The following is a 21,999-nucleotide window of genomic DNA, read 5'->3' as shown; positions in this document are numbered from 1 at the left end:
ATTTCTGTACAAAGCCAGAGAGTCCAATTCTCAGTCTTAACTGACTCCGTTCATGATTGTCGGGACATCAGCCATGTCAACAACTCCTCGCTAATCCCAGTATCGGTTTAGCATTCATCGCAGAAATTACCCAGAGTTTTACCAATTGAGACGGCGGTGGGATTACAAAGTGAAGCTTTAGGGGTTTCAAATTAATTGTTCGTACTCTATTTGAGCTAATTTGTAAGCATTGGTCGCGCGCATTTATTGAGGGCAGTCAATTATTGACGGAGAAAATTTATTGCCAAGGATCTCCGGCAGTAGCGCCATTCACCCCTTGGCTGTGTCAAGCTTGGCTGTGTCAAGTTTCGACCATCGAAGTTTCGATCGGCTTCTTCTTGGCGGGAAACCTCAACAATTTTGCTAGAAATGCAGGTGTCAGAATTATGATTAGCGGTAGCCCAGACTTTATATTACCAGGACTAGGCGTAGATCCGGCTCCGGAATTCCAAGAACTAGAAACTCCCGAAGGAGAGCTGCACCTGCGGTTCTACGTTCCTTCGGGGAACGAGTTCGCTCTGCCAGCGACAGGGATTAGAGAGGTACTATCCCCGTCCCCAGACCGCATGACACCGATCCCCAACGTTTCCTCTTTGCTTTTAGGTACGCTAAATATGAGAGGACGAGTGATTTGGGTGGCAGACCTCGGCCAATTTCTGGGAGACCAAACACCTCTGAACACAGATAGACCCGAAATCCCGATCGTGGCTGTGGAAGACCAAGACACGATTTTGGGGCTGGCAGTCGATCGAATTGTGGGGATGGACTGGCTCGACGTAGAGCAACTGCACTCTCAGAACAATGCACCAGACGGCATGATTCCATTTCTGAGGGGAGAATGGATGTTAGGTGCACCAGCTCAGAAAGTGCTCCGACTGCTAGATCAAGTGAAAATTCTGCGCTCGGCGCGGTGGGCAGCGTGAAATCGATTTTAGATTTGCGATTTGCGATTTTCGATTGAGGTCTAATCATAAACAGTCACACGACGTGAGGCGCGCATCTAAACATTCAATTCAAGATAAAAATCAAAAATCTCAAATCTAAAATCTAAAATCCAAAGAGGGCGGCAAATGGCAACAAGTACCAACTTTCAGCAGGACTACCAACGGGCAGAAGCGGCCTACATGGATGGCAATTATTCAGAAGCCGCAGCCCTAGTTTATCAATTAGTAGAAGATTTTCCCGAAGACCCCAGCGCTCGCCTGCTGTGCGGACACATTTACTGCTACGGACTGCAACAGTATGAGGTGGCGCGGGAACAGTACACGGTTGTGCTAGGTCTGAGTGATGACCAGAGTTTGGTAGAACACGCTCACAGCGGAATTACCTACACAGACCAATTTTTATCTGGAGAACTAGAAACGGAAAATTTCGAGGCTTTGTCTGCTGAAACTGAATTAGAATTCTATCCAGACTTATCTCTTGATGAAGGGTTAGAAGACCCGGATTTGGGACTTTTCCAAGGAAATTCCCCATCCCTTTCCTATAGAAGTCAATCCCCAGACGACATGGAAAACGAGGACTTGGCCGACTTAGGCATGAGTGGCTTGGGATGGGAACCAGAAGACGACGATGGCGCAGGCTCAGTCCCAGATTTAGCCTCACATTCTAACCCCTTTGGTGGCGACAGCGGCGGAATGGCAGCTTATGCTGAGAACTCCGGCTCGCTAGACGGCATAGACGAGTTTGCCGACTCGGACTTTGGAGACCCTTTTGCCTTAGATGATGGAGGGTTTGATGGTGCTGACTTGTCTAGCAGCAAAGTTTCTGGTTCAAGCGCACCTTACTCAGGAGATTCGTTTTCCGAAGCTCCGACTCAGATGCTCAACGGTCAAAGTTTTGCCTCTTCAGAAAGCGGGAATTCCTTCGACTCGAACCAACTAGACTCCCCCATCGGGCCCTCGGACAATTTTGGCGAACCTTTTGGTGCGCTCGATTTGCCAGACGAATTCGACAATAACTCCGACTACGACTACCAATCCCCGCCCCAGATTGGCCAAAATTACGGTCATAACACACCTGGGGTCGAAGATGAAGACCCCTTTGCCGAGGCGATGCCCTCGTCGGGTTTCGGGTCTTCTAGACCTCAAAACAAACAGTCGAATAACGGGTCGGACTACTCGTCAAACTATTCGCTGGCGGAAGACGAAACGCTGTTGATGGGAGGTGCTGTCCCCAACTCTCAAAGTCAAAGGTCGAGCCGGGGACAATTTAATTCAGTCGATCCAGCCTCCTCCAACAGCAACGGTTACAGCGACTCGGAACCCCCGGCATTTAGCTCTAGAGACAACTTCGAGTTAGATGCTTTTGAAGACGACGCTTTTAGCGATTCTTTCTCTTTCGACGAAAACGAACAAGCAACAGCTTTCGGGGCTTCCGACAAGAACAACAGCGCCTGGTCGTCAAAAACTGGGAACGCTCAAGAACACAGCGACTTTTTAGACGAATTTGACGAATTTGACGATTTGGGCAATTTGCCGGACTTTGATATCTCAGAAGATGCCACCAGTTCGATCTTGACTAGAGGTAACACCAATTTCGGCAACTCGACCAGCGGCATGATGGGAACGACTGGGAGCAGCCTGGACTTTGACAACAGCGATGGCTCAGCAATTCGGGATGACGAAATATTTAGCATAAGCGGCCCGGCTGATACGTCTGTGTCGACTTTTTCTCCCACAGAAACAGAAGCGCTCGATACTTCGGTAACAGTAGAACAGGGGGGACTGGCTTTCTTGGAAAATGCCCCTTTGTTTACAAAACAGTTGTACACGGCAATCGGGGCGGGACTTGTTTCTCTGGTAGCTGTGGCTTTCGTCACCAACATTGCCTCCTATCAAGCTCTGCGGCAAGACAAACCGGAGGCGATCGTTTACCTGCGCCAAACAGGCTGGGTAATGACTGCAGCCGCAGGCTTTACCAGCTTTTTAACTTCTTGGGGCATCGGCCAGTTGATCGCCAAGCAGGTACGCAAGTCGTCGGACAATTTGCAAGCTCAGTTCGATGCCGTATCTCAAGGAACTTTGGATGCTCGCGCTACGGTTTACTCGGAAGATGAATTTGGCAAAATGGCTGCTAAATTCAACCACATGGCGAAGGTCATCCAAACCACGATTAGCGATACTAGGCGCAAGTCTGACGAGCAGGAACAGGCAAAAGAAGACTTGCAGCGCCAAGTGATTCGCTTGCTAGACGACGTGGAAGGAGCGGCCCGGGGTGACTTGACGGTGACGGCAGAAGTGACCGCAGACGTTTTGGGTGCTGTTGCTGACTCGTTTAACTTGACAATTCAAAATCTGCGCGAAATTGTCCATCAGGTGAAGCAGGCGGCTCGGGAGGTCAGCAAAGGCGCGACAGATAGTGCCAAGTTTGCGGGCGATTTGTCTTCAGACGCGCTGCGGCAAGCTGAGGAACTGGCGGCAACGCTGAATTCGGTGCAAGTCCTCACCGATGCGATTCAGCGGGTCGCAGAGAGCGCTAGAGAGGCGGAAGAAGTGGCCCGGGGCGCGGCGGCAACGGCTCTGAAAGGGGGCGAGGCTGTGGAGCGGACGGTGGCCGGGATTTTGGAAATTCGCGAAACAGTAGCAGAAACCACGAGAAAAGTCAAGAGGTTGGCGGAAGCTTCTCAAGAAATTTCTAAGATTGTGGCTTTAATTGCGACGATCGCCTCCCGGACGAATTTGTTGGCCCTCAACGCCAGTATTGAGGCGGCGAGAGCTGGGGAAGCGGGCAGGGGTTTTGCGATCGTGGCAGATGAGGTGCGACAATTGGCAGACCGATCGGCTAAGTCTTTGAAAGAAATCGAACAGATCGTGATGCAAATTCAAAGCGAAACCGGCGCGGTAATGACGGCGATGGAAGAAGGGACGCAGCAGGTTATTGAGGGGACAAGATTGGCAGAACAGGCGAAGCGATCGCTTGAAGATATCATTCAAGTTACTAATCGAATTGACGTGCTAGTGCGATCGATTACTGCCGACACTGTAGAGCAAAACGAAACAGCTCGCGCGGTCGCCAGTGTGATGCAAGCTGTCGAGCTGACCGCTCAGGAAACGTCCCAAGAAGCGCAGCGAGTTTCGGGTGCTTTGCAAAATTTGGTGGGCGTTGCTCGCGACCTTTTGACATCGGTGGAAAGATTCCGAGTAGAAACAGCAGAAAGACAATAATCAATTGTCTCATGCTTTTTTTGCGGGCTGATTTACAAGCACGTTAGTGTGGCAATAATGGCATACAAAAAGCAACCTCGCAGTCTTGAAACCCCTGCGGGGATGCCAATTCAACACCTAAAGGAAGTAGGAGTTGCACAGATGGACGATAACATAGTAGAGGTAATACCGGGCATCTTTGGTGAAGTTCAGCCGACGGGCTGTATTATCTCTACCCTAACCAAATCTAGGAGTGGCTATGCAAACAAAAGACTTCGCATTAACGGTGAATGGAAAACGTTTACTGTCCACCGTTTAGTATTAGAAAATATCTTAGGTCGTCCGATTAGACCGGAATACTTTGCTTGCCACACTTGTGATGTCCGCAACTGCATTAATCCAAACCATTTATGGGAAGGTTCTAGACTGGAAAATTCTCAAGATAGGTTTAAGAAAGGACGAATTAAAGATGTAGGAAGTACATCTGCGCCGAAACCTCAAAAACAAGTGCGAGGCATAGAAGTAATTCCAGGCATTCGCGCTGAAATACAGCCGAACGGCTGCATGATTTGTACCTTGGTTAAAAGAAGTGATGGTTACGCCATTAAGGGTACTAAAATTAATGGCAAAACAAAAAGTTTCTACGCTCACAGACTTGTACTGGAACACAAACTGGGAAGGCCTGTTAAACCCGGTTATTTTGCGTGTCACAGTTGCGACGATCGCGGTTGTGTCAATCCTGACCATTTGTGGGAAGGAACCCCCGCCGATAACTCCCGCGATGCTATAGAAAAAAACCGCTTTCCTTTCGTTCCCGGCAAGATATCTATCCACCGCAAACTCCAACCCGAACAGGTGCGCGAGATTCGCTATCTTTTAAGTGAGGGCATATCGAAAACAAAAATAGCCAGGACATTTGCGATATCTCGCAGTCAGATTATTCTCTTGGCAAGGGGCGAGATATACAGAGACCTTCTCTAGAACTACTAACATAGACCCAATACAATAACGCTTAAAATCAGGAATAAAACTATGCTGCCGGAGCAACAACAGAGGATAATGGGCTACTTTATTGAGGAGGCAAAAGACCACCTCAATACGATCGAACAAGGGTTGCTGAATCTGCAAACCACGATCGAAGACCCCGAACTGGTCAACGAAGTATTTAGGGCCGCTCACTCTGTCAAAGGAGGAGCAGCAATGCTGGGGCTGACGAGCATTCAGCAAACAGCTCACCGACTAGAAGATAGTTTTAAAGTATTAAAAGAGTGCAGCGTTAAAGTAGACCAACAGCTAGAGTCCCTGTTTCTGCGAATTTTTGACACATTGCAAGGGCTGTTAGAGCAACTGTCGGGGCCTTTTGGACTGACAGAAGAATTGGGAGAACAGATGGTTCGAGAATTAGAACCAGTATTTGAAGAACTTAATGGGCACTTGGGGGGACTCGTTGGACACGGAGAACACCATGCAGACGAGAGCTACGCGATGTCAGTACCCGAACCAGTTATGGCGGGGGTGGGAGTCGGGGCCTTTGCCTCATCAAAGAGTTTTCCAGATTCGCGGTCAGTTTACGCACCTGATGCCAGAACAACAGAAGACAGCGCGCTGCAGCTAGTATTTGACTCGGACGTGCCGGCGAGGATGCGGGAACTCCTGCAAGAGTTTAAACAGCCGGAGGGGCCAGAAAGCAGGCGGCAACTTAAGAACATTTGTCGGAACTTGCTCAGGGCGGGGGAAGAATTTGAACTGCCCTGCTGGATAGAATTGATCCAAGCTGTATCCAAGGCGATCGCCAACCCAGACAATACCTACCGTACCTTAGCCCCAACGGTGATCAAAGACATCAAACAAGCGCAAGAACTGGTAATTTCTGGTCTAGAATCGTCGATCGCCCCAAGCGCAAAACTTCTGTCGCTGCAGCCGGCTGTTCTGGTTCCAGAAACAGATTTTGAAGATTTGCTGGCCTTCGCTCAACCGACGAGTAAATCCGGGAAAAATGTGGTTTCTGTTGAGGATGAGGCCTGGGATCTGGTGGGTTCGGGCGATGCCCAGGATGGATTGAACAAGTTGCTGCCGACTATTTCTGGGCTGAGTATAGACGAGCTGTTCGACCAACTCGATAGCGGCGACAGCAACGATGACAATGGCATTCGATCGTCCCAGTTCGACGAAGATTCCGCCTTCGCAGAATCGGATATAGAGACGGGTGCTTTTAGAGGCTCGACCCGCAGCGGCCCGGAAGTGGGCGCGGCAGAACTCAACACTTTAGCTGACTTGTTTGACGGCGAGTCCCCGGATCTCGACGGCGCTTGGGAAGAAGAAGAAGACCTCGACTATGCACACTCTTCTGGGATATCGGCGGCCCGAATGCTGGGGTTAGACGATGATGACAATTCCGGCGATTTTACTGATTTGTTGTTTGACGAATACGATGCGGAAAGTTCCGAAACGAATAGGACGCCTCCGATTGATGACCTGACGAGTTTGTTTGGGGAGGATTTGCTGTTTGGAGAAGAGGCAGAGGGCTCGACAGTAGCTGCCGATCGGAAAAATGCGGGTTCGAGCCAGCGGTTAACCCGCAACCAGGTTAAAACGGGTAACGGTAGGGGCGGTTTGGAGCGGCGATCCGACACGGTGGCCCCAGCGAGGGGACAAGCTGACGAAGATGCTCTCGGTACGCTGTTGGACGAAGTGGCGGCCCAAACTTCTGCTGGTGGTACGGAGGACAATGCTGATTTCGAGAACTTGTTCGGCGATTTAGGCTTATCTGAGGCAACAGGTGGGCAGGCAGTCTCTTCGGAGTATTCCCTGAAGTCGGAGGCTTTAGACGGAGAATCGAAGCAGCCGGCAGCCGGGGGGGACAATAATGATTCAGCGAATGCCGAAGCGCTTGAAGAGCCTGAAATGGATGATTTCGAGTTGTTCTCTGAGCTGGGCGAGGATTCGGATTTGAGCGAGTTGTTGGGGATTACTTCTAATTTCCTTTCTTCAGAAGACGAAGGTGGGGAGAACGGGGGCGATCGAGCTCAAGCTGCAGGCACCGCACAAAATGAGGAAATGGGCAACGTTCTTAACATGACATCAAATTCTGATTTAGATATCTCAGCAGATGAAAACTGGCTAGAAGATGCTTTCGGCCTGGAAGACGAGTCTGTGCAATCGCTCAACCTGGAAGGGGACGATACGGATTTGGATGCGCTGTTTGGGGATATGACCTCGGACGCGATTTCTGAGGATGAACAGACTGTGCGGGATCGGCAAGGAGTGGCTACTTCCCGAGAAGCTGCCGATTTGGCTGAGCTTTTCGGTTCTGTACCTACGGGTACGGAGTATGAGGGAGAAGCTTCGGGGCAAGCCCGTGGGGGTTGGCCCAAGGATGGGGATTCAGAATTGCTGAGTGCGGATTTGGGAGTTGATGAGGGCGACTTGGGGAGTTTGTTCGACAATAATAACAATGGTGCGGCGGTTTCCGACCAAGGCTTGGCAAATTCGGCAGAGGTTGAACTTGGGGCTTTGTCCGACGATCGTCCTGAGTCGGAAATTTCAAATCTCGAATCTGATGAGGGCGCAGCTTTCGATTTCTTGGAGGATATGTTTGGGGAAGGGCTGGTGCAGCAGCCCGATGCTGTAGTGGCGCCAGATGAGGGCGCGGCTCATGATGAGGAAGAATTGTCGGCCGAACTGCCCGATGGTTTGGCAGGCGGGGTGAGTGCTGATTTGTTCGATCGAGCCGAAACAGATGTCGCCGGGGAGTATGAGGGCGAAGATGATTTGTTTGATGCCCTGGAAACTGATTTTTCGAGTGTGGATTTAGAGCCGCTGCCTGCTGAATCTCTCGATGGTATGTTTGATGGCGATGCTGACTTGCTCTCGGCGATGGAAACCGGCGCTACTCTCAACAACGCAGAGTTGGAGGGTTTTGATGATTTGTTGGATTCGATCGATGCTGAGGTTTTGGTGACTTCGGAACTGACGACGGGCTTTTGGGACGCTGAGGACGAGTCAGCCCAGGCCGATGCCTCGGAGTTAGATGAGGGGTCGCTGGCAGACTTTTTTGGCGATGGCGAATCAGGCGATGAGGATGATTCTGAAGGCAATTTTGACGATTTAGAAGCACTGTTAATTGCAGGCGGTGCGGGAGCTGTCATAGCAGCTTCTGCGAGTACAAATCAGAGTCCGGTAAATACAGAAGTTTTCTCGGATCTTGAAGAACTCCTCAGCGAGAGCGCAACTATGCCGGAAATTCACGGGCTACCGGCGACAACTGCTAGTAAAGCCGCGCGCACCGCTGCCGATGAGAGCGACGACGAATTTGGCGATTTGGAAAAACTGCTCGAAGATCCCAAGGACAGCGGCCGCTCACAGGGGGAAGGCAATATGGGGCCGTCGGCGATCAACAGACCCAGGCGGAATGCCCGCGCGGGCGGGTTCGGCGACCAGACGATGCGGGTGCCGGTCAAGCAACTGGATAACCTCAGCAATTTGATGGGGGAACTGGTGGTGAACCGCAACAGTTTGGAGCAAGACCAAGAACGGATGCGCCAGTTTTTGGACAATTTGCTGCACCAGGTAACGCTGCTGAGCGATGTGAGCCAGCGGACTCAGGATTTCTACGAGCGGAGTCTTTTGGAGATTGCTTTGCTGGCAAACCGGCAGGGACACCGATCGGCCTGGCGCTCTGAGGATTCGGCCCACACGAGGGAAAGTGCCTGGAGACCAGAGGAAATGGACAGGTTTACTCCTTTCCACAGTTTGGCTCAAGAGATTATTGAGCTGATCGTGCGGGTGCGGGAGTCGGCTGCGGACATTGAGTTTTTGGTGGATGAGGCGGATCAGGTGACTCGCCAACTGCGGCAAGTTACGACTCAACTGCAAGAAGGTTTGACTCGCGCCCGGATGAAGCCGTTTGCGGAGACGACGGACAGGCTGTTCCGGGCGGTGCGGGAAATCGCGATTAAGTGCGGGAAGCAGGCTCAGTTGCAGGTTGAGGGTAAGGAGATTTTGATCGACAAGATGATTGTGGATCAGCTATATGACCCGATGACTCATTTGGTGAACAATGCGATTACTCACGGGATCGAAGCGCCGGAGGTGCGTCTGGCGGCTGGGAAGCCTGCAGTCGGCAGGATTACGATTCGCGCTTTCCACCAAGGGAACCAAACGGTGGTTTCGGTTTCTGACGACGGGGCGGGAATTGATCCGCAAAGGGTGAAGGCGAAGGCGATTAAGCAAGGTATGCTGACGGCGGCTCAGGCTCAGAGGATGTCTCGCTCGGAAGTTTACGATTTGCTGTTTATGCCCGGTTTCAGCACTCAGGAACAGGCGACGGAGTATGCCGGCCGGGGGGTCGGTATGAATGTGGTGCAGACTTCGCTGCAGGAGATTCGGGGCACTGTGTCGATCGATTCAACGATCGGCAAAGGGACTGTGTTTACCATCCGTTTACCTCTCGTGTTGAGTATTTCTAAGGCTCTGACTTGCATTAGCGATCGAGCTCGCATTGCTTTCCCGATGGATGGGGTCGAAGATATGATCGATGTGCCTCGCGATCAGGTGACGACGGGGGCGGACGGTTTGCCTTGCATTGAGTGGCGGGGTCAAAGCTTGCCGTTCCGGCCGCTGCGGGATCTGCTGGCTTACAGCCGCCATTTGGGCCGGGGCAGTGTTTACGGGTTTAATACTGACGATGACATGATTTCGGTGATTGTGCTGCGCTCTGCTGGCAATTTCTTGGCGGTGCAGGTGGATCAGGTTTCCACAGAACAGGAAATTGTGATCAAGCCGTTGGAGGGGCCGGTGCCGAAGCCGATCGGGATTGCTGGGGCCACGGTGCTCGGGGACGGTCGGATCGTGGCGATTGCGGACGTTCTGGAGCTGATCGATTTGGCTACGGGAAGGCTGCGGAAGGACACTGGCGGTACGCTTTGGGATGAGGGCGAGAAGGCTACTAAGGAGGCGGAAATCGAGAAGACTGAGCCGACTGTGCTGATTGTGGATGACTCGATTACGGTGCGATCGCTCTTGTCGATTACTTTTGAGAAGTCTGGCTATCGTGTGGAAGAAGCTCGCGACGGTAAGGAAGCTTGGGAAAAGATGAAATCTGGTCTGCCTTGCGATATCGTTTTCTGCGATATTGAAATGCCGAGAATGGATGGTTTGGAACTACTTTCTCGGATGCAGAAAGATGCGGTTTTGTGTGAATTGCCGATCGCGATGCTAACTTCTCGCGGTGCTGACAGACACCGCCAAATGGCTTACAGTTTGGGCGCGAAAGGCTATTTCACTAAGCCTTATTTGGAGGAGCAATTGCTTGATGCTGCTTCTCGGATGTTGAAAGGTGAGGTTGTTGGTGCTCCGGTTGGTGTGTAATGTGTTTATCTGCGTTTGTCTGCGGTTGAAAAATGGGAATTTGTTAACCGCAGATGAAATTGGATTGATTAAACCGCAGAGGACACAGAGAACGCAGAGAAAGAGAATAGAGAGAGGGATGATTCTGAGGAAGTACGAATTTGATATAATTTATCTGCGTTTATCTGCGGTTGAAAAAGGGAGTTGATTGACCGCAGATGAAAATGGATTGATGCAGATTTATATCGCGCTTTCGGTTTTGGTGGTAGGCTGGGAATGTGGGGTGTAGCGGAAGGGCGATCGGTTATTTATGGACGCTGAAGAACTTTTAGAAAGATACGCTAAAGGCGAACGCAACTTTCAGTCGGCTATGCTCAGAGGTGTAGACCTCAAAGGTGCAGACTTGAATGGGATCGACTTAAGCTCTGCAAACTTGACAGCAGCAGAGTTGAATGAGGCAAAGTTAACGAGAGCAACGCTTAATGGTACAAACCTCACGAAGGCATCTCTGAAAGGTGCAAATTTGAGCGGGTTAGTAGCAGCTTCTTCTGCAAATTTCACTGATGCAGATTTGTGCGGTGCTGACTTAAGTAAGGCTAATTTGAATTCTGCTAATTTTAGTAATGCCAACTTGAAGGAAGCAAACTTAAGTGATGCCCAACTAACTGGTGCAAACTTCACTGAAGCATCCTTGATTGAAGTGTGTTTGAGCAGAGCTAACCTCAACAGCGCAAACCTAATTAAAGCAAACTTGACTGAAGCAGACTTAAGTCGGGCGGAGATAACTGGCGTAAAAATCAAAGATACTAATCTTCATGGAGCCAAGCTTCGCGGTGTGAAATTGTATAACTATGACTTGTCGGGTATCAATCTAGCAGAAGCCGATTTAGCTGGAGCCGAATTGGCAGGAATCAATCTGAGAAACGCTTGTTTGCGGGGGACAAATTTAGAGAGAACAGGTCTTCAAAGAGCTAATTTGATGCGAGCTAATCTGGAGGCTGCTAAGCTTAAGAGAGCAGATTTGACTGATGCCAAGACTTATGGTATGAACATCAAGGATGCAGACTTAACTGGTACAATCATGCCCGATGGAGAATTTTACAAACCGGAAATTTATCAACAAGAATCCCAAAAAGTGATATCTATGACGCGCAAAATTATTCGTACTGACAAAGCACCCGCACCCGTGGGCCCTTACAATCAAGCGATCGCCGCTACGGGCACTATGCTGTTTGTAGCTGGCCAAATTGCGATCGACATTAGACTAAACGATATTGTCTACACCGACGATGTGGCAAAACAAACCGAACAAGTTATGGCAAATCTCGAAGCCATTCTCACAGAAGCGGGCGCTACTTGGTTGGATGTGGTAAAAACTACGGTTTTCCTCAAAGATATGAATGATTTTGCCGCCGTGAATGCGGTTTATGCGAAATATTTTGATGCGGAAACTGCACCGGCGCGCGCTTGTGTGGAAGTTTCGCGGTTGCCGAAAGATGTGTTAGTTGAGATTGACTGTATTGCGGTTATTTAACGTAAGGAACCCCACGCTTAAAAGCGGGGGCTTTTAGAAACTCCGACTCGATCGCCAGCGGTGCAAGAAGAAAGCCCGAACCTTACCAGAGACAGGATTAGACCTACGTTTTTCGAGTCATGATACCGGCGAATGCGTCGCTAGTTTTCCGCTCTATCACTGAATGTTAAACAGGTTTAACGGGGTTAAGCCAGTGCCTTCAGTCTAAAAAGCTCTTAAAACATTCAAGGGAGCGAACTTTACCCAGCAATGGAGGACTTCATGTCTAATTTCGTTTTTGTAATTGATAGCCACAAGCAACCGCTCAATCCAGTGCGCCCAGGAATGGCTCGTAAATTGCTAACCGCTGGCAAAGCTGCTGTTTTCAAAAGGTATCCATTTACGATAATTCTCAAGGTAAGGAACCCCACGCTTAAAAGCGGGGGCTTTTAGAAACTCCGACTCGATCGCCAGCGGTGCAAGAAGAAAGCCCGAACCTTACCAGAGACAGGATTAGACCTACGTTTTTCGAGTCATGATACCGGCGAATGCGTCGCTAGTTTTCCGCTCTATCACTGAATGTTAAACAGGTTTAACGGGGTTAAGCCAGTGCCTTCAGTCTAAAAAGCTCTTAAAACATTCAAGGGAGCGAACTTTACCCAGCAATGGAGGACTTCATGTCTAATTTCGTTTTTGTAATTGATAGCCACAAGCAACCGCTCAATCCAGTGCGCCCAGGAATGGCTCGTAAATTGCTAACCGCTGGCAAAGCTGCTGTTTTCAAAAGGTATCCATTTACGATAATTCTCAAGGTAGAGGCAACAACAATCCAAAAACCAATCACCCTTAAATTAGATCCTGGGTCTAAAACTACAGGAATTGGATTACTCCAAGGAGAAAGCGTAATTTTTGGTGCAGAATTAACTCACAGAGGTCAATCCATCAAAGCTAGCATTGAGTCTCGCCGTTCACTGCGTAGAGGAAGGAGAAACCGCCATACTCGCTATCGGAAAGCTAGATTTTTAAACAGGACTCGTCCTAAAGGATGGTTAGCCCCAAGCTTACAGCATCGTGTCGAAACAACCCTAACCTGGGTAACTAGATTGACGAAAGTTGCTCCCATTTCTTCTATTGTTCAAGAACTTGTGCGGTTCGACTTACAACAACTAGAGAACCCAGAAATTAGTGGACTAGAATACCAACAAGGCGTTTTATGTGGCTACGAAATTCGCGAATATTTGTTGAACAAATGGGACAGAAAGTGCGCGTATTGTGGAGTTACTGATACACCTCTACAAGTCGAACACATTCATCCCAAAGCTAAAGGTGGATCTAATCGTATTTCTAATCTTTGCCTTGCTTGCGATGCTTGCAACAAAAAGAAAGGTACTCAAGACGTTGAGCAATTCCTATCTAAAAAGCCAGAGATTTTGAAGCGGATTTTATCTCAAGCAAAACGTCCATTAAAAGATGCAGCAGCAGTCAATTCGACTCGCTGGGCATTATTTAACCGACTTAATATGACTGGTTTACCAGTTTCTACTGGCAGTGGTGGCTTGACAAAATTCAATCGCACTCGACTAAACCTACCCAAATCTCATTGGTTAGATGCTGCAAGTGTCGGCAAAGTCGAAGAATTAAAGGTACTGATTTGTCAACCGCTGCTAATCAAGGCAGCAGGACACGGTACTCGACAAATGTGTGGCACAAATAAGTTTGGCTTCCCAATTCGTCACAAGTCGAGAAAACAAATTCATTTCGGTTTTCAGACTGGCGATATTATCAGCGCAACAGTCACCGCAGGCAAAAAAGTTGGCTATTATGTGGGACGAGTTCTTTGCCGTGCATCTGGCTCATTCGATCTTGCTACAACTAAGGGAAGAGTAGCAGGAATTAGTCATAAATATTGCAAGCCTATTCACAAGAAAGATGGCTATTCCTATGGATTTTGATTCAAGGCGACTGAAGTCGCAACCGCTTTCCTCCCCATGTCTAAAGCCAGGGGCTTCTCGCTCGTTCTTCGGTGAGTTAGAGTGCTGAGCTGGCACGTCGATCTTTCTACGTGCCAAGTATCTAGAGTCTGACTCCTCAAGCTGCAATAGTCTCACTACTTCTTCAAATTAGCAGGAGGAGTTTCAGGTACAACCCAGTAGTAGACTGTTCTGCCGTCCACTTTTACTACTTGCTCAGGTTTCCAGTCGCCCATATCGAATTCATGGGACACAATGCGCGTACCTGGTTTTAGACTGAGTAATTTGGGGCGCAGTTTTACGTTGAGTTCTGGCAGGAGATAAAGCGTGACAACTGTTGCCTCACTGAAGTCTGTTTGGAATAAATCTTCCTGACGAAACTGGACACGATCGGTAACGCCAGCCTTTTTGGCGTTCTCGTTAGCTTCTCGAATGCGTTCTGGGCTGATGTCAATACCAATGCCCCGCGCGCCAACCTTTTGAGCGGCTGCAATCACAATCCTACCGTCGCCACTACCCAAGTCGTAAACTACGTCATTGGCTTGCACGTTTGCCAGCCGCAGCATTTCATTCACAACCGGTACAGGGGTTGGAACGTAAACGACATCGGGTTGACGGGTGGGAGCTTCTGTTGTGGGGCTAGGAGTCGCTTGAGCCACATCGGAAACAGAATTAGTTGGGGATGCGGCAGCCGGAGTTGGAGCCACTGTCTCAAAGTTACGTTGTTGGGTACAGCCGATCGCAGCAAAACTGAAAATGCTAACGCCAACAAAGAATGATTGCCTAATGGTTTTGAGTTGCACGATTGTAAATCTCCAAAAAAAGTTGCTATGTAGTGTGACGGGCAAAGGGAATACCCAGTAGAACAACGATGACCCCTACGATCGCGCCGATGCCTGTATAAACCAGACTGGAATAGAGCAAATAGCCACAAATGGCGCAGAACACTATGGGAACGATCGGGTAAAACGGTACGCTAAACGGGCGTAGTCGATCGGGTTCTCGAATGCGTAAAACAATTAACGACAGGGTGCTGATCAAAAAGAAAAACCAGAAGATGGGCGCAGTGTAGTCCACCATTGTTTCAAATCCTTTGCGGGTGAAGGTTCCCAGCCCAATCAGGGTCAGCGCGATCGCACCTTGCAATAAATAAGCGGTTGTCGGTGAACTCGGATGCGGGTGCCAGCGTGCCAACCAGCGAAATGCAGACCTATCCTGCCCCAGAGCAAAGCTGCTGCGTGCCCCCGTAAAGATGCTGGCGTTGATCGACCCCAGGGTGGCGGTCACAACCAGTAAACTCACAAACGCGGCTCCCGGTTCACCCAGCACTCGCCGCAGTAAATCTGATGCAACGGCTTGAGAGTCGGTCATGCCTGCGATACCCAATCCCCGCAGATATGCCAGATTAATCAGCAGATAAAGTCCTGTAATGATGCCAATGCTCCAGAGGAATGATCGCAAAATATTGCGCTGTGGGTTGTGAATTTCGGCAGAAATGTAAGCGGCTTCATTCCAACCACCATAGGACAGCAGCACGAAGACCAGCGCTAAGCCCCAGGAAGAGGTACGGGAGGCATCGGAGGAAAGGGCCGGGACGGGAGGAGGGGAGGATGCCAGACCCACTACGATGACCAGCAGTAAGCCTAAAACGAGTATCACCGCTAGCCCGTTCTGGAGGCTTTTACTCTGGCGCAGTCCAATGATGTTGAGCATTGTGAGCAGGGCGATCGCGACTGCTGCGTAAATTGCAGGGGAGTAGCCACCTAGTGGAAGTAGCTGAGAGGCATAGTCGCCAAACACAAATGCCAGCAGCGCGATCGATCCAGTCTGAATCACGGTCATGCGTGCCCAGGCAAATAAAACTGCGATCGGTTGCCCCAATGCCCGTTTCAGGTAGTAGTAGTTGCCGCCGACATGGGGATATGTAGTTGCCAATTCGGCGTAGCAAAGTGCCCCCAGCAATGACACAACACCGCCTATCAGCCAGACTCCTATGACACCACCAACGGTTCCGGTATTAGCCGCGACCAGAGCAGGGGTTTCAAAAATGCCTGCGCCGATTACTAGCCCGACAATCAGGGCGATCGCATCAATTAGACTAATAGAGGGTTTTGGAGTCCCTGTTTGGGGTTCGTTACGTTCCACCAGTGCAGTGTTCTCTAATCTATCCACAGTTTTAGCTTCTCAACGAGTAGAATTTTTTACGACACCCAGGCTTAAACCAATTTCCGTTTTGCCCAAAAGTCCGGCGCCGACTCAGAAGAATTAGAATTCCTGCGATACCAGAAATTAAATAAAAAGAGTTGCTGGAAACGTGAACTGTTCATCCTTAAAAATCTATTTAGGAGAGGGTTGACAATCAAGGTCTACTCTTAGCTTCCACAGCAAATGTGACTCAAAGGTGACAATCCCCACATTTTTCCAATTAATTACTGGGAGCCTATCGATATTACAGAAGACAAAATTTCTAGTCCTTCTCATCACCAGCACTAAATCCCTGCTTGGGATCGGCGGTACTCGATCTATTTCCCACTCGCCAATGGTGGAGCAATTTTTCGCTCAACCGCTTAGTTCTTCATCCGGTAGCTGATCAATTTACGGACATTTTCAACCGGCATTGCTAATTCTTGGGCGATCGTTGCTTCGACCTGACTGGTTTGGGTAACAGGAAACTCGTATTCCAGCTTCTTTAGAGTTGAGTCACTGGTGTTGACAAAAATAGTGGTAACACCCAGGCTGCGATCGATTTCTGCATTTATGGTCAAGATTGTTACTGGTAATCTCCGATTTAACGGTCTATCTGCCAGTAGTTTGTTGACAGAGTTATACGGACGGCTTAGAGTTTGGGCCGCGATGAAGTTACCTGTAGTCCAGAATAAGGCTGCTACCAATGGCAGAGGTACCCAAAATTCCCAGGCAGCGCGGTGTAGAAGTGGTAGGATGCGAGGTAAAGTCATGGGAATGTTGGATTTTAGATTTAGATTGCTCGAAATAATCGGGAGAAACTACCAACATTTTAGTTAGCAACTGATTGGCATAAATCTTACCTGTGATGGATGCTTTTCCTAAATTTCTTCTCTAACATACATAAAATTTGCCGAACAATGGTTAGACGGATGCGAATTCTCCTGGTAGAAGACGATGTAGATCAACTGGAGCCACTTCAAGCTGCTCTCTCTGAGGCTGGACATATTGTCGATGGTGTAGAAGATGGGGCGACGGCCCAGTGGATTTTATCGAAGCGGGACTATGATCTGTTGATCCTTGATTGGTTATTACCTGAGATCAGTGGCTTAAGCTTATGCCAGCAATACCGCCGTCTGGGAAAAACGGCCCCGGTGTTGCTGTTGACTGCCAAAGATGCGATTGTTGACAAAATTAGCGCTTTAGACGCTGGAGCCGATGATTATCTCATCAAACCCGCCGATGTGTTTGAACTGCTGGCACGGGTGCGGGCCTTGGGACGACGATCGCCACTTTGGAAAGGGGATACTTTACAGGTTGAAGATATGACTCTACATCTATCAACGCTGACTATTGAACGGGGGGAGCAAAGTATGCAGTTATCGACTCGTGAATTTCTATTTCTAGAGTATCTGATGCGCCATCCTCGTCAGATACTCTCCCGCAGCCAAATAGAACAAGCCTTGTGGGAGTGGGGCAACGAACCTGAGAGTAATGCGATTACTGTCCTAGTGCGTCGTCTGCGGCAGCGATTGCAGATGATAGGTGCTGTCAGTTGGCTAGAAACCGTATATGGTATGGGATATCGCTTGAATCCAGATGTTTAATCGTAGCCGCCGCAATCTGGCCCACTGGTTTACGCTCTCGATGGGGGCTATTCTGATCGTGTTTGCCGGGATCATTTACTACCAGCGAGCGGTTAACAGCTTAGAAGAGTGCGATCGACTACTCTACAAAAAAGCAAGAGTCATGGCTGCCAATATTGACTATGGTTTGCGGCAGGGAAAAGAACACATCGATCTGAGTAACGTTCCGATTCTTGGTAATTATTCTCCTCCCTCTGGCAGTGAAATTGTTTACGCTAGGTGGTATTCAGCGACTGGACAACTGCAACAGTTTTATGGGGCGCAGCCCTCGGATCGGATTCAGGCTCGCGCGGCGTTTCAAACCATTGAGTCTTCCCCCGAGTGGCTGCGACAATTAACGCTTCCGGTTGACTACAACGGACGCACGATTGGCTACCTCCAGATTGCCATCCCTTTGACGGATGCTCAGAAAACACTGAGAGAGTTACTGATTGTGATGGTGATAACATTGCCCTTGACTCTGGGCGCGATTAGTCTAGTAGGTTGGTTTTTAGGCGGATTGGCTATGCAACCGATTCAAAACGCCTATGTCCAAATGCAAAGATTTACGTCTGATGCTTCCCACGAACTAAGGGCACCGCTTGCCACCATACTCAGCAATGCCCAGGTTGGCTTACTCAGCCCAGTCGATGCCGGCGGGCCTAAGCACTCTCGATTGGAAAAGATTGCTGAAACGGCTAAGTCGATGAATCGGTTGGTGACTGATCTCTTGTTTTTAGCACGACAGGCAGGACAGTTAGATGCAAAGTCGATTCAATCGATTCACTTGAATGACCTGTTAAAAGATACGATCGCCACTTCATCAATACAGGGTGTTGCCCAGCATTTAAGCCTTCATTTAGAACTGCCTGAAGAGAGAGTTATCATCAAAGCCAATTCTGATTTATTAAAACAAGCTATCACTAATCTACTCACCAATGCCTGCAAATATACCTTACCTGAAGGAACAGTGTGGCTGCGGTTATTGACTCAATCTCATCGCATTTTAATTCAAATAGAAGATACGGGAATCGGCATTCCCGATGTAGATTTGCCACACATTTTTGACCGATTTTACCGAGTTGATGAGGTACGAACACGGAAGAAAGGCGGCTCTGGATTGGGATTGGCGATCGCCCAGCAAATTGTGGAAGCTCACGGCGGACACCTAACGGTAAGTAGCGAGGTTGGGAAAGGTTCTCTGTTTCAAATAGAACTGCCCCTGTCAATCGATTTTAGATTTTAGATTTTAGATTTTAGATTTTAGAATTGAAGCATTGACCCAGCCCAAAAACCGATACCGTGCCACGTACTTAAGTCGTGGAAATATAAAAATTTTAGACTCTTGTTCAAGCTCCCAGATTGCATCTGTGGGGTAAATCTAAAATCTAAAATCTAAAATCTAAAATCGACTGACCCCACGGATAAATTCGGGGGCTCCTTTATCGGATACAGGTTTTTTATTTCTGGACTGATGAATCACGTGGCGGGTATCCTGGATGCGGGAATTGTCATAGAAGATATCCTGCGGCTATAACGGGGACATCGAAGATTGTCACTCTTGAATCACAGTTGCGATCGATTGTGTAGTTGCGGTTTCAGCCGCCGAGGGGAAAGTGCGCGACTTTATTAACTTCTACAGCCGATCGCACTTTTGTCGATCTGTCGCTGTCGCGCACCTACTCCCAAATCTGAAACAATCAGATTTAATCACGAGTTAGCAATTAGCAATTACTAATCACCAGTTAGCAATTAGCAATTAGCAATTACTCTATAAGTAATTACCAATTACCAACTGTAAACTATTTATTCAACGCTTCGCGGGCGGCTACCGCTTCGTCGGGATGAATATTCAAGCGGGTCAAATTAATTCGACCTTTGTTGTCAATTTCTCGCACTTTGACAATCACTTCATCGTTCACAGCTAACTCGTCTTCCACTTTCCCAACGCGGTAGTCAGCTAACTGGGAAATGTGAATCATTCCTTCTTTTCCGGGCAAAATTTCCACAAAAGCGCCGATCGGAATAATTCGAGTTACGCGGCCGACATACACATCTCCTGCATTCAACTTGCGCGTCATGCCTTGGACAATGTTGTATGCCCGCTGAGCTTTTTCGCTGTCGTTGCCAGCAATTGTCACGGTTCCGTCGTCTTCGATGTCTATTTTGACACCGGTTTCTTCGGTGATGGCTTTGATCGTTTTGCCACCTGGCCCAATTACCAAACCGATAAATTCTGGATCGATTTTCAGGGTTAGCAAACGCGGTGCAAACGGCGACATTTCCTTGCGGGGAGTGTCGATGCTTGCCAGCATTCTTTCTAAAATGTGCAGTCTGGCGGGTTTGGCTTGGCGGATGGCATTGGCAATTACATCTAAGGGCAAACCTTTGATTTTCATGTCCATCTGCAAAGCAGTAATCCCGGTGTCGGTACCGGCTACTTTGAAGTCCATGTCGCCTAAGAAGTCTTCAATTGCCTGAATGTCAGTCAAAATTCGGACTTCATCGCCTTCTTTAATTAAGCCCATTGCCGCGCCGCTGACGGGTTGGGAAAGGGGAACGCCTGCATCCATTAATGCTAGGGTTGAGGCGCAAACTGAACCCATTGAGGTGGAACCGTCGGAAGAAAGGACTTCTGAAACTACGCGAATCACGTAGGGGAAATCTTCTTTGGATGGCAAAACCGGCAGTAAAGCGCGTTCTGCGAGGGCTCCGTGACCGATTTCACGGCGTCCGGGCGATCGCATCGGCTTGGTTTCTGCTACCGAAAACGGCGGGAAATTGTAGTGATGCAGGTAGCGTTTGTCTTGCTGTGGGTGCAAGTCGTCTCCTAAGTCTTGGGCGTCGCCTGGGGTTCCCAGGGTAGCTGCAGACAAGACTTGGGTTAACCCCCGATTAAACAACCCAGTGCCGTGTACTCGCGACGGCAGCACGCCTACGCGACAAGAAACGGGTCGCACCTCGTCTAGCTTGCGGCCGTCTACGCGGATGCCATCTTCGAGGATTTGTTTCCGCATCATTTTTTTGGTAACGTCTTTGAAAACGTTGCCGATCGCCTTGCTGTTGGCGGTGGCTGCTAGTTTTACCGGATCGTCTTCGGCAAGTTCGGCGATCGCAGCTTCGACTTCATTTGCCTTAACTTCGTCCAATGCTGCATTCCGTATTGTTTTGTCTTTTTCAAATCTTGACAAAATGATGCGGATGGGTTCTTGGGCGCGATCGCGAATAAAGTTTTCCAGGGCCGAATCTTGCGATGGCCGTTCCTCTACCACCAAATCGATGCCCAATTCCGCCATAATTTCGCGCTGGGCTTGAATCAAGTCACAGGCTGCTTCATAGCCGAAGTCGATCGCCTCGATGATATCCTGTTCCGGCAATTGGTTAGCGCCAGCTTCTACCATGATTACTCCGTCAGGAGAACCAGCTACCACGAGATCCAACTCGCCTTCTTTGATTTCGCTGTAGGTGGGGTTGATGATGAAATCGTCCCCTACCAAACCGACTCGCACTGCAGCCATCGGCCCGTAAAACGGCATTTTCGCCAGCAGTATCGCCACCGAAGCCCCCGTCACCGCCAAAACGTCTGGTGGCACTTGTTCGTCCATCGAAACCGTTGTGGCTACAACTTGGATGTCATCTCGCAGCCAGCTTGGAAATAGCGGACGCAGCGGTCGATCGATCAAACGGCCAGTCAAAGTCACTTTTTCTGGGGGGCGCCCTTCCCGGCGCAAAAATCCACCGGGAATTTTACCGCCAGCGTAGAGTCTCTCTTCGTAATCCACCAACAGGGGCAGGAAATCAATTCCTTCTCTCCCCTGGGATCGAGTCGCTGTCACTAAAACCGCCGTGTCACCCGACTGAATCAAAACTGCACCGCCTGCTTGAGGCGCTAGTAAACCAATCTTCAGTCTAATATCCCGTCCATCGAAGGATATTGACTTGTCTATCTCTACCATGTAGCACTGCTTCCTTATCTACCACATTCTTTCTCTGTCGGGATCGTAACATTACCACAGGATGTTTGAGAGTCCGACGCCAAAAGACAGGGATAATCGCCTCGCGATCGACTGTCTGCGTCTCGATTGTAGGCATTTATACTCTAAATTATTTTTTGCAGTCTGGGGTCGATGCTTCGGTCGATCGTCCGCTAAACGCCTTCCATAGATGGTACGATG

Annotated in this window: 12 protein-coding genes and 1 pseudogene; 9 read left to right on the top strand and 4 right to left on the bottom strand. The window is 49.3% G+C overall.

What is annotated here, in order from left to right:
* The first annotated feature begins 428 nt into the window (after positions 1-428).
* From QT973_RS21080 to iscB, 7 genes and pseudogenes are all read left to right on the top strand, one after another.
* Positions 429-962 (top strand): chemotaxis protein CheW, encoded by a 534-nt coding sequence (locus QT973_RS21080; protein WP_039887356.1) that lies wholly within the window; start codon positions 429-431, stop codon positions 960-962.
* Positions 963-1,109: 147 nt separating this feature from the next.
* Positions 1,110-4,205, top strand: coding sequence for a methyl-accepting chemotaxis protein (locus tag QT973_RS21075; protein ID WP_333056448.1), 3,096 nt, complete (start codon positions 1,110-1,112; stop codon positions 4,203-4,205).
* Positions 4,206-4,262: 57 nt separating this feature from the next.
* Positions 4,263-5,165 (top strand): HNH endonuclease, encoded by a 903-nt coding sequence (locus QT973_RS21070; protein ID WP_333056447.1) that lies wholly within the window; start codon positions 4,263-4,265, stop codon positions 5,163-5,165.
* A 51-nt stretch (positions 5,166-5,216) separates the two neighbouring features.
* Positions 5,217-10,553 (top strand): response regulator, encoded by a 5,337-nt coding sequence (locus QT973_RS21065; RefSeq protein WP_333210857.1) that lies wholly within the window; start codon positions 5,217-5,219, stop codon positions 10,551-10,553.
* Positions 10,554-10,842: 289 nt separating this feature from the next.
* Positions 10,843-12,066, top strand: a complete 1,224-nt coding sequence (locus QT973_RS21060) for a Rid family detoxifying hydrolase (protein ID WP_333056445.1) — start codon at positions 10,843-10,845, stop codon at positions 12,064-12,066.
* Between the two features lie 261 nt (positions 12,067-12,327).
* Positions 12,328-12,462, top strand: a pseudogene (locus QT973_RS21055) (RRXRR domain-containing protein); the annotation flags it as partial.
* Positions 12,463-12,722: 260 nt separating this feature from the next.
* The gene (gene iscB / locus QT973_RS21050) at positions 12,723-13,997 is read left to right on the top strand and encodes an RNA-guided endonuclease IscB (protein ID WP_333262671.1); all 1,275 of its coding nucleotides are present in this window, start codon (positions 12,723-12,725) and stop codon (positions 13,995-13,997) included.
* A gap of 155 nt (positions 13,998-14,152) precedes the next feature.
* On the opposite strand, the gene QT973_RS21045 is transcribed toward iscB, so the two are convergent.
* The 3 genes from QT973_RS21045 to QT973_RS21035 all read right to left on the bottom strand — a co-directional run bounded on the left by QT973_RS21045 (position 14,153) and on the right by QT973_RS21035 (position 16,972).
* Positions 14,153-14,818, bottom strand: a complete 666-nt coding sequence (locus QT973_RS21045) for a methyltransferase domain-containing protein (protein ID WP_333232253.1) — start codon at positions 14,816-14,818, stop codon at positions 14,153-14,155.
* 25 nt (positions 14,819-14,843) lie between these two features.
* On the bottom strand, positions 14,844-16,187 hold the full coding sequence (locus QT973_RS21040) for an amino acid permease (RefSeq protein ID WP_333374491.1): 1,344 nt from the start codon (positions 16,185-16,187) through the stop codon (positions 14,844-14,846).
* 395 nt (positions 16,188-16,582) lie between these two features.
* Complete coding sequence (locus QT973_RS21035; protein ID WP_333056441.1) at positions 16,583-16,972, bottom strand: hypothetical protein; 390 nt, start codon at positions 16,970-16,972, stop codon at positions 16,583-16,585.
* A gap of 159 nt (positions 16,973-17,131) precedes the next feature.
* On the opposite strand from QT973_RS21035, the gene rppA reads away from it, so the two are divergent.
* Positions 17,132-17,806 carry a two-component system response regulator RppA gene (gene rppA / locus QT973_RS21030; RefSeq protein ID WP_333056440.1) on the top strand — a complete coding sequence of 225 codons (675 nt, stop codon included), beginning with the start codon at positions 17,132-17,134 and terminating at the stop codon, positions 17,804-17,806.
* Positions 17,799-19,070: a HAMP domain-containing sensor histidine kinase gene (locus tag QT973_RS21025; protein ID WP_333056439.1), complete on the top strand. Its 1,272-nt coding sequence runs from the start codon at positions 17,799-17,801 to the stop codon at positions 19,068-19,070. The genes rppA and QT973_RS21025 overlap by 8 nt, the downstream gene beginning before the upstream one ends.
* Before the next feature lie 556 nt (positions 19,071-19,626).
* On the opposite strand, the gene QT973_RS21020 is transcribed toward QT973_RS21025, so the two are convergent.
* Positions 19,627-21,780, bottom strand: a complete 2,154-nt coding sequence (locus QT973_RS21020; protein WP_333056438.1) for a polyribonucleotide nucleotidyltransferase — start codon at positions 21,778-21,780, stop codon at positions 19,627-19,629.
* Between the last annotated feature and the right edge of the window lie 219 nt (positions 21,781-21,999).

This window comes from Microcoleus sp. Z1_A1, assembly GCF_036700305.1.
In the GTDB taxonomy this organism is placed as follows: Bacteria; Cyanobacteriota; Cyanobacteriia; order Cyanobacteriales; family Microcoleaceae; genus Microcoleus.
The sequence above is the reverse complement of the archived record's forward strand: the minus strand, read 5'-3'. Positions and strand labels throughout refer to the sequence as shown.

Coding starts and splice junctions, on each gene's coding strand:
- QT973_RS21075 (WP_333056448.1), top strand. CDS start 1,110: ATGGCAACAAGTACCAACTTTCAGCAGGACTACCAACGGGCAGAAGCG.
- QT973_RS21070 (WP_333056447.1), top strand. CDS start 4,263: ATGGCATACAAAAAGCAACCTCGCAGTCTTGAAACCCCTGCGGGGATG.
- QT973_RS21065 (WP_333210857.1), top strand. CDS start 5,217: ATGCTGCCGGAGCAACAACAGAGGATAATGGGCTACTTTATTGAGGAG.
- QT973_RS21060 (WP_333056445.1), top strand. CDS start 10,843: ATGGACGCTGAAGAACTTTTAGAAAGATACGCTAAAGGCGAACGCAAC.
- iscB (WP_333262671.1), top strand. CDS start 12,723: ATGTCTAATTTCGTTTTTGTAATTGATAGCCACAAGCAACCGCTCAAT.
- QT973_RS21035 (WP_333056441.1), bottom strand. CDS start 16,972: ATGACTTTACCTCGCATCCTACCACTTCTACACCGCGCTGCCTGGGAA.
- rppA (WP_333056440.1), top strand. CDS start 17,132: ATGCGAATTCTCCTGGTAGAAGACGATGTAGATCAACTGGAGCCACTT.
- QT973_RS21025 (WP_333056439.1), top strand. CDS start 17,799: ATGTTTAATCGTAGCCGCCGCAATCTGGCCCACTGGTTTACGCTCTCG.
- QT973_RS21020 (WP_333056438.1), bottom strand. CDS start 21,780: ATGGTAGAGATAGACAAGTCAATATCCTTCGATGGACGGGATATTAGA.